Here is a 7,810-nt window from a genome sequence, read left to right as displayed (position 1 = left end):
CGCCGACGCCATCTCGGACGCGATCGGCCGCATCCTCGATAGCTGCACATCAACCGAATGCGCCAACTACTTCAAAAACGCCGGCTATGCACAAAGCTAAATGCATCACGCTCTAGGCTACTTCGCCTCGTCGAACAGCTCGTCGGCCGCCTTGCCGCCGCCGACCGGCATCTTCGCCTTGCCGCGGGTCAGCTCGACCTTGCGGCGCGCCTGACTCGCCTCGCGCAGCGCGACGTAGTAGTCGACCGAGCCGGCTTTCAGCTCGTCGAGCGGCACCAGCAGCTCCTCGCGCACCGAGACGATGGTCGTGCCGGCCCGCACATAGCGCGCGGTCTGGTCGAGGATCACGTAGTTGAAGGGATCGCCGACGAGCTCGACAGCGGTGCCGACGAGGTCGCGCGCATTGGTCGGCCCGAGCAGCGGGGCCTCGATATAGGGCCCGGCGCCGAGGCCCCAGACATAGAGCGTCTGTCCGAAATCCGCCCGCGACGGCGGGATGCCGAAGATGTTGTCGGCCACGTCGGCAAGTCCCGCGACGCCGATCGTCGAATTGGTGACGAAGCGGCCCAGCGCCCGGCCCGCATAGGTGAGCTCGCCCTGCAGCAGGCTGTTGGCGAAGTTGAGCGGCTCGCGCAGATTGAACAGCGCATTGCGCACCACGCCTTTGATCTCGCCCGGCAGATGACTGTAGGTCCAGGCGACCGGGCGCAGCAGGATGAAGTCGAGGCCCTGGTTGAAGCCGTGGAACACGCGGTTCAATCCTTCCAGCGGATCCCAGACGGCGTCGATCTCTTCCACCGCCGGCGCGTCGGTTGCGATCGACGGCGCCATGGCGAGCGTCGGCGCGGGCGGCGCGCCGGCGCCGTAGCGGCGGAGCAGGGGCTGGTCGTACCAGCTTGCCGGGACGGCCGGACCTGACGGCGCGGCGGCTGCCACGCGCGTGACCGTCGGCGCCGGCTGCCAGCGCGGGCCGAGGGCGATCGGCGCGTACCATTGGCCGGGAAGCGGGGTGGCGGCCGGCGGCGGGGCGCCGCCCATGCCGGGATAGGCGCCATAGGCGGCGGCGCGGATATTGGCCGCGGAGGCGGGGGCGAGCGCCGCCGCGCGCTCCACGATGGCGGGGCCAAGGTCGGGCCGCTCGGCGATCGCGGCCAGGACGGCGCGTGTCCGCTCGGCCTCGGCGCGCTGGCGGGCCTGGCGGGCGCCCTGCTCGGCGACCAGCGGATTGGCGAGCCCGCCATAGGCCTGGGCACCGGTCGTGTCGTTGCGGTCCGCCCGGACGAGTGCCGATTGCAGGCGCGCATCGAGATCCGGCGGGAGTGCCGTTTGCGCCGCTGCCGCCCCGGTCAGCGCGATGACCAGTGCCGCGACCGCCGCGGCGCCTGCGAACTTCAAGAGCTGCGCTCCGGCTTGAACGCCCGGGCGCGCCGCTCCGCTTCGGCGATGTCGGCGGCCGACAGGCGGCTGCGCAGCGCCTTGCGGTCGACTTCGGCATCGGCGATGCCCTGGCCGGCCGCGAGGGTCAGCCATTTCAGCGCCTCGACCGCGTCCTTCGGCGCGCCCTCGCCGCGGGCGAGGCGGCGGCCGAGATGCGCCTGGGCGCGGGCATGGCCTTGCGCCGCGGCGGCGGCGAACCACTTCACCGAGGCGGCGGGATCGGGCGCTGTGCCGTCGCCGTCGCGGTACATCTTGCCGAGATTGTACTGCGCCCGGTCCAGGCCCTGTTCGGCGGCCAGCTTGACCAGGCGGAAGGCGCCGGCCGGATCGGCAGCGCCGCCGACGCCGGCTTCCAGCATCTTGCCGAGCGAATAGGTGGAGCGGACATAGCCGGCGGCGGCGGCGCGTTCGAGCCAGCCCTTGGCGGTCGCTTCGTCGCGCACCACGCCCTCCCCGCCGAGATGGGCGAGGCCGAGATTGTGCATCGCCGGCGCGTAGCCCTGGGCGGCGGCGCGAGCCCACCAGGCGGCGGCCTGGCCCTGGTCCTCGGCGACGCCGCGGCCCTGGTCGTACATCACGCCGAGATTGAACTGCGCGCGCGCGTCGCCCATTTCGGCGAGCGGCTTCCACTCGGCCAGCGCCGTCGCGAACTCGCCCTTCTGATACGCGGCCCAGCCCTGATCGAAACCGGCGGCGGCCGGCGCGGCGAGCAGCAGCCCGAATAAAACGATCGCGCCTCTTTTCATCTCTCCCCCTTGGACTTCCCCAGCTCCCCTCAGCGCTGGGCCTGCACCGCCGGCGCCTTGTCGGCCCGCGCCCTGAGCTGGGCGATCAGTCCGTTGATCCCCGACGAGCCGATGACGCTGGCGAATTCCTGGCGTTGGGTCAGCGCCATGCTGACGCCCTGCACCACCACGTCGACCACCTTGTAGGCACCACCGAAATTGCGCACCCGCCAATCGGCCATCAGCGCCGGCGCGCCGCCCGGCCTGTCGATCCGGCTCGACACCAGGGCATCGTGCTCGCCGGCGGGCTGCGCGCCGGTGACGGTGAACACCTCGCCGGAATAGGCGGACAGCCGGCGCGCATAGGTCTTGAGGATGAACTCGCCGAACGCCTCGCGGAAATCCGCCTGCTGGTCGGGCGTCAGGCTGCGGGCATGGCGGCCGAGCGTGAAGCGGCCGATGAAGTCGAGCTCGAACCCGTTGCGCAGCAGGCCGCGGAACGATGCTTCCCGCTGCTCCAGGCTGGCGGCGTTGCCGCGCAGCACGGCCAGCGCCTGCTCGCCAAGCTGGCGCACGAAGGCGGCGGCGCCCTGCGGATCGGTCGCGGCGCGCGCGCGACCTGGGCCGAGCACCAGCGCCAGCGCAGAACCTACGGCAACATCTCGACGCGTGACCGACATGAGCTCCCCTGGGGGTTCGATGCTCCCATGACAGTTGCGGCCGCGCAACCCGCGGCCGCTAGCCCGCCCGGACCAGAGTGTGGCGCTTTCTTCCTGCCGAAACCTTGATGGCGTCGTCGACGACGAGGTGTTCGAGACCGAATTTCGCCGTCTCGTCGCCGACCGCCTGGTCGTTAACCTTGATTCCGCCGGAACGGATCAGCCGCCGGGCCTCGCCGTTGGATGCCGCGAGCTTCGCCGCCACCACCAGCTCGAAGGCCGGCACGCCTTCGGCCAGCTTCGCCCGCGGCAAGCTGACCGAGGGCAGGTCGGACGCCGTGCCGCCCTGCTCGAAGGTGACGCGCGCCGTCTCCGCTGCCTGCATCGCCGCGTCGCGGCCATGGGCGAGGGCGGTCGCCTCGGTCGCCAGCACCTTCTTCGCCTCGTTCAGCCCGGCGCCGTCGAGCCGCTCCAGCCGGGCGATCTCGTCCAGCGGCAGCTCGGTGAACAGGCGCAGGAAACGGCCGACATCGGCATCCTCGGTGTTGCGCCAGAACTGCCAGTAATCGTAGGGCGAGCACTGGTCGGCATTGAGCCAGACCGCGCCCTGCGCCGTCTTGCCCATCTTGGCGCCGGAGGCGAGCGTGATCAGCGGCGTGGTGAGCCCGTAGAGCGCGCGGTCGTCGATCCGGCGGCCGAGCTCGACGCCGTTGACGATATTGCCCCATTGGTCGGAGCCGCCCATCTGCAGCACGCAATCCTGCCGCCTGGCCAGCTCGACGAAGTCGTAGGCCTGCAGGATCATGTAGTTGAATTCGAGGAAGGTCAGCGGCTGCTCGCGCTCCAGCCGCAATTTCACGCTGTCGAAGGACAGCATGCGGTTGATCGAGAAATGCCGGCCGACCTCGCGCAGGAACGGGATATAGGCGAGCTTGTCGAGCCAGTCGGCATTGTTGACCATGACCGCGTCGGTCGGGCCGTTGCCGAATTTCAGGAACTTGGCGAAGACCTGCTTGATGCCGGCCATGTTGCCGGCGATGTCGTCGTCGGTGAGCAGCCTGCGGCTCTCGTCCTTGCCGGAGGGATCGCCGACCTTGGTGGTGCCGCCGCCCATCAGCACGATCGGCCGGTGCCCGGTCTGCTGCATCCAGCGCAGGATCATGATCTGCACGAGGGAGCCGACATGCAGGCTCGGCGCCGTGCAGTCGAAGCCGATATAGCCGGTGACCACGCCTTTCATGGCCGCGGCATCCAGACCTTCCAGGTCGGTGCACTGGTGCATGAAGCCGCGATCGATCATCGCGGCGAGGAAGGCGGATTTCGGGGCCGACATCGGGTGACCGGTTTTCTCTGAGCGCTGAATGAGGCGGCGGCCCGTCTACCACCTTCCGCCCGACACCGGAAGCCGCCGGCGGGGACACTTGCATGCCTATGGGCGCCTATGGTGGCCAATGGCGTCCTATGGGAGCCAATGATTGCCTATGGGGGCCTGTGAAATCCTATGATTGCCTATGGCGTCCTATGGGAGCCTATGGCGGGGCGCACTTGCAGCAGTTAAGTCGCTGATTTTGCGCGGCTCGGGCGCGACTAGTGATCCCCGACCGCGCAAAGCGGCTTGCCGACCTGGATTCCGGCCGGATCTCACACTGTCTCAACGATTTAAAAGAGCAGCATTTTGGGCGGCGTGAATTGTAATTGTATAAAGCGCAAATATCAATCGCAAACCTCAGAATGGCCGGCTCCTTTCGGACGGTGATCGTTGGCCGGTCAGCGGTGTCGCTGCCGAAGGCGAAGGCGGGGCCGGGGTGTCGAAGAACAGCATGAAGCGCGCGAGCGGGCGCTTGAAGAGCAGCAGGTAGAGAACGTGCAGGGCAACGATCGGCAGGATCATGTTGCCCAGGGCTTCATGCACCTCGCCGAGCAAGCCATGCCGGTCGCTATCGCGGTGCTCACGGCTGCGAAGTTCGCTTGCCTTGCCGTCATTCGCTTGGGCACTGGAAACGGCCACCGCCGCATTGATGCCGAGGGCGCGACCGCGATCCATCGCGATGCCAGTGGCGGCTGTCGTTATGACGGTGACGGCGATCGCAAGCATCAGGGCGCGGCTGATGGCGGGGTGGGCCATCGCATTGTCGAGCTTCAGGCCCTGAAAGTGCGGATAGAAGCGCATCAGGCCAAGCTGAGGCACGCCTGACGTCGCCCAGATCAGGCGGAAGACGATGACCGCGGCGACGCCATAGCCGAGCCAGGCATGCACGATGCCGGCCTCGCCGGTCAGATAGGCAAGGACGACGAGAGCTGCAAGAACAGCGTGGTACAGCCGAAGGCGTTGCAGGACGACCATGTCCCGAACTGTTGCCGTAGCGCCGGCCCTTGGCCTTGACCTGGGTCAGTTCGCGGTCGATCGACGCTCGTCAGCATGTAAAGGTCAATTGCTTCGCGCTCCACGAGGCCTCTTCGACATAGGTCATTGAATGCTTCGGCCGGTTCCGCATGACCGCCTGTCCGGCCTGCTACGGGAAGAGCGGGGACTGACCGCCGCCGAGGCGATCGCACGCCGCATCCGCCATGGCAACAACGACATCATAGAGACGCCGCCGCATCGTTGGCTCGATCTGGTGCGCGATACGGCGCGCGACCCGATGCTTTGGTTTCTGGTCGGCGTCAGCGGATTGTTCTCTCTGCTCGGCGAGTATGTGGAAGCGGTCATTCTGCTCGCGGCGCTGATTCCGCTCGTCGCCATGGACGGCTATCTGCACAGGCGCACGCAGGCTTCGACCGAAGGTCTCGCTGGCCGGCTTGCCGCACGCGCGCGCGCAGTGCGGGGCGAGACGATCGTCGACATCCCCGCGCGTGATCTGGTGCCCGGCGATCTCGCGATCATCAGCTCGGGTGACAGCTTTCCAGCCGATGGGATCATTCTTTCGGGTGCCGAGCTCCAGGTGGATGAATCGGCGCTGACCGGGGAATCCTATCCCGCAAGGAAGGCACCGTTGCCCGGGGCGTCGACAAGCCATCCGGCCGTCGAGGACAGACACTGGGCCTCTGCCGGCACACGCCTGCTGACCGGCGAAGCCAGATTGCGCATAGCGTATACGGGCGGCGAGACGCTCTACGGCGAGATCGTGCGATCGGCGGTGGCGGGCAGTCATGCCCGTACGCCCCTGCAGACTGCTGTCGCCGGGCTGGTGGCGGTGATGCTGGTCACGGCCCTGGTGATCTGCGTCGCCCTGGCGGCCATCCGACTGCATCAAGGCCATGGTTGGATCGATGCACTGGTCAGTGCGCTGACCCTCGCCATTGCCGCGCTGCCGGAAGAATTTCCGGTGGTGCTCGCATTCTTCCTGGCCTTTGGCGTGTACAGCCTGGCACGACGGCAGGCCCTGGTCCGCAGGGCCGTCGCGGTGGAGAACATCGGGCGAGTTACCTGCATCTGTTCGGACAAAACCGGCACCTTGACCGAGGGCCGCTTGACGCTGGCCCATCAAGTTCCCGCCGAAGGAATGTCACCGGATGCGTTGATCCAGCTTGCCGCGCTGGCGGCGCGCGGCGACAGCGGTGATCCGCTCGACGATGCCCTGCTTCAGGCTGGAGCGCCGGTGTCGGTGGCGGAGCGCCTCTCCGTGTTTCCCTTCACGGAAGACAGGCGCCGGGAAACCGCCATCTGGCGAATGGACGACGGCAGCTGTCGCGCCGTCGTCAAGGGCGCGCCGGAAACTGTAATCGCAATGTGCGCGATCGATGTCGCCGACGCCGAACGGTGGCGCGGGCAGATCAATGGTTTCGCGATGACGGGGCACAAAGTCATCGCTTGCGCGCGTCGCGCCGTCGACGAGGCAGCGTGGCCGGGCGGCGAGCCCGACAAGGGTTACACATTCGCGGGCCTGCTGGTATTCGAGGACCGGGTGCGCGAAGGCGTGGCCGAGGCGGTTGCGACCTGCCGGGCGGCCGGCATCAGGGTCATCATGGTGACCGGTGACCATCCGATGACGGCCGAGGCCGTCGGGCGCGAAATCGGCCTGGGCGGGGGGAGCCCTGTGGTCGTCAACGCTGCCGAGACGGCCGCCGATACCGATGGAGCCATGCTGGGCTCGGCCGACGTGATTGCGCGAGCGGCGCCGATGCAGAAGCTCGAACTGATACGTGCCTTGCAGTCGCAGGGCGAAATCGTCGCGGTCACGGGCGACGGCGTGAACGACGTGCCGGCATTGCAGGCGGCGGATATCGGCATCGCCATGGGCGAGCGAGGCACGCGCAGCGCGCGCGAAGTGGCAGCAATCGTTCTCCTCGACGACAATTTCCGTACCATCGTGCGCGCGATCGCCGAAGGCCGACAGCTGTTCTTGAACCTGCAGCTGAGCTTCGCCTATCTCCTCATGGTGCACATTCCGCTCGTGCTCAGTGCGGCGCTGATCCCGCTGCTGGGCTATCCGTTGCTTTATCTGCCGATCCATATCGTGTGGCTGGAACTGATCATCCACCCGACGGCACTGCTGGTATTCCAGAACCTGCCCGTCTCGCGCCGCTTGTTGCCGGTCGAACGGAATGGTCCGCCACGGTTCTTTCCCCGACGGGCATGGCCCCTGATGGGTTTCGTTGGCGCCGCCGTGACGGCTGTCGTCGTCCTCGGCTATGGCTACGCCCTGACCGACATTCAGAATGTCGAACATGCCCGTGCGGTGGCGTTGAGCGGACTGATCGTGGCCGGTGCGACCATCACGCTCGTCCTGAGTGGCCTGCGCTCAACAGCGGCCAGACTCATCGTCGCAGGCAGCCTGGCGAGCCTCGGCTTGCTGGTGCAGGTGCCGGCGCTTTCGGCCCTGGTCCACCTCCGTCCGCTGCATCTGACCGACTGGTCGATTGCGATTGCAGGGGGCGTCACGACCGGGTTGGCGGCGTTGCTGGTCAGATTGGCGTTGAAGACGAGGCCACGGCAGCCGCTACCGGCGACTGCTGGTCGGATCTCGTAGGACGGACACAGCGGAGGAT

The 7,810-nt window shown here is 67.7% G+C and carries 6 protein-coding genes; 1 reads left to right on the top strand and 5 read right to left on the bottom strand.

From position 1 onward, the window contains the following. Nucleotides 1-117: 117 nt before the first annotated feature. The 5 genes from DT074_RS09180 to DT074_RS09160 form a co-directional block, all read right to left on the bottom strand. Nucleotides 118-1,395, bottom strand: coding sequence for an MlaA family lipoprotein (locus tag DT074_RS09180; RefSeq protein ID WP_119419534.1), 1,278 nt, complete (start codon nucleotides 1,393-1,395; stop codon nucleotides 118-120). Then, nucleotides 1,392-2,183 carry a tetratricopeptide repeat protein gene (locus DT074_RS09175; RefSeq protein ID WP_119419533.1) on the bottom strand — a complete coding sequence of 264 codons (792 nt, stop codon included), beginning with the start codon at nucleotides 2,181-2,183 and terminating at the stop codon, nucleotides 1,392-1,394. The genes DT074_RS09180 and DT074_RS09175 overlap by 4 nt, the downstream gene beginning before the upstream one ends. A 29-nt stretch (nucleotides 2,184-2,212) precedes the next feature. Continuing rightward, a complete protein-coding gene (locus DT074_RS09170) occupies nucleotides 2,213-2,842 on the bottom strand; it encodes an MlaC/ttg2D family ABC transporter substrate-binding protein (RefSeq protein ID WP_119419532.1) in 630 nt (209 codons plus the stop codon). Nucleotides 2,843-2,900: 58 nt separating this feature from the next. Further along, on the bottom strand, nucleotides 2,901-4,154 hold the full coding sequence (gene tyrS, locus DT074_RS09165; RefSeq protein WP_119419531.1) for a tyrosine--tRNA ligase: 1,254 nt from the start codon (nucleotides 4,152-4,154) through the stop codon (nucleotides 2,901-2,903). A 393-nt stretch (nucleotides 4,155-4,547) separates the two neighbouring features. Next, complete coding sequence (locus DT074_RS09160; protein WP_119419530.1) at nucleotides 4,548-5,165, bottom strand: cytochrome b/b6 domain-containing protein; 618 nt, start codon at nucleotides 5,163-5,165, stop codon at nucleotides 4,548-4,550. Between the two features lie 130 nt (nucleotides 5,166-5,295). Between DT074_RS09160 and DT074_RS09155 the strand changes: the two genes are divergently transcribed. Continuing rightward, a complete protein-coding gene (locus DT074_RS09155; protein WP_119419529.1) occupies nucleotides 5,296-7,791 on the top strand; it encodes a cation-translocating P-type ATPase in 2,496 nt (831 codons plus the stop codon). Nucleotides 7,792-7,810: the final 19 nt, after the last annotated feature.

This window comes from Desertibaculum subflavum, assembly GCA_003576705.1.
GTDB classification, from domain to species: Bacteria; Pseudomonadota; Alphaproteobacteria; order Ferrovibrionales; family Ferrovibrionaceae; genus Desertibaculum; species Desertibaculum subflavum.
The sequence above is the reverse complement of the archived record's forward strand: the minus strand, read 5'-3'. Positions and strand labels throughout refer to the sequence as shown.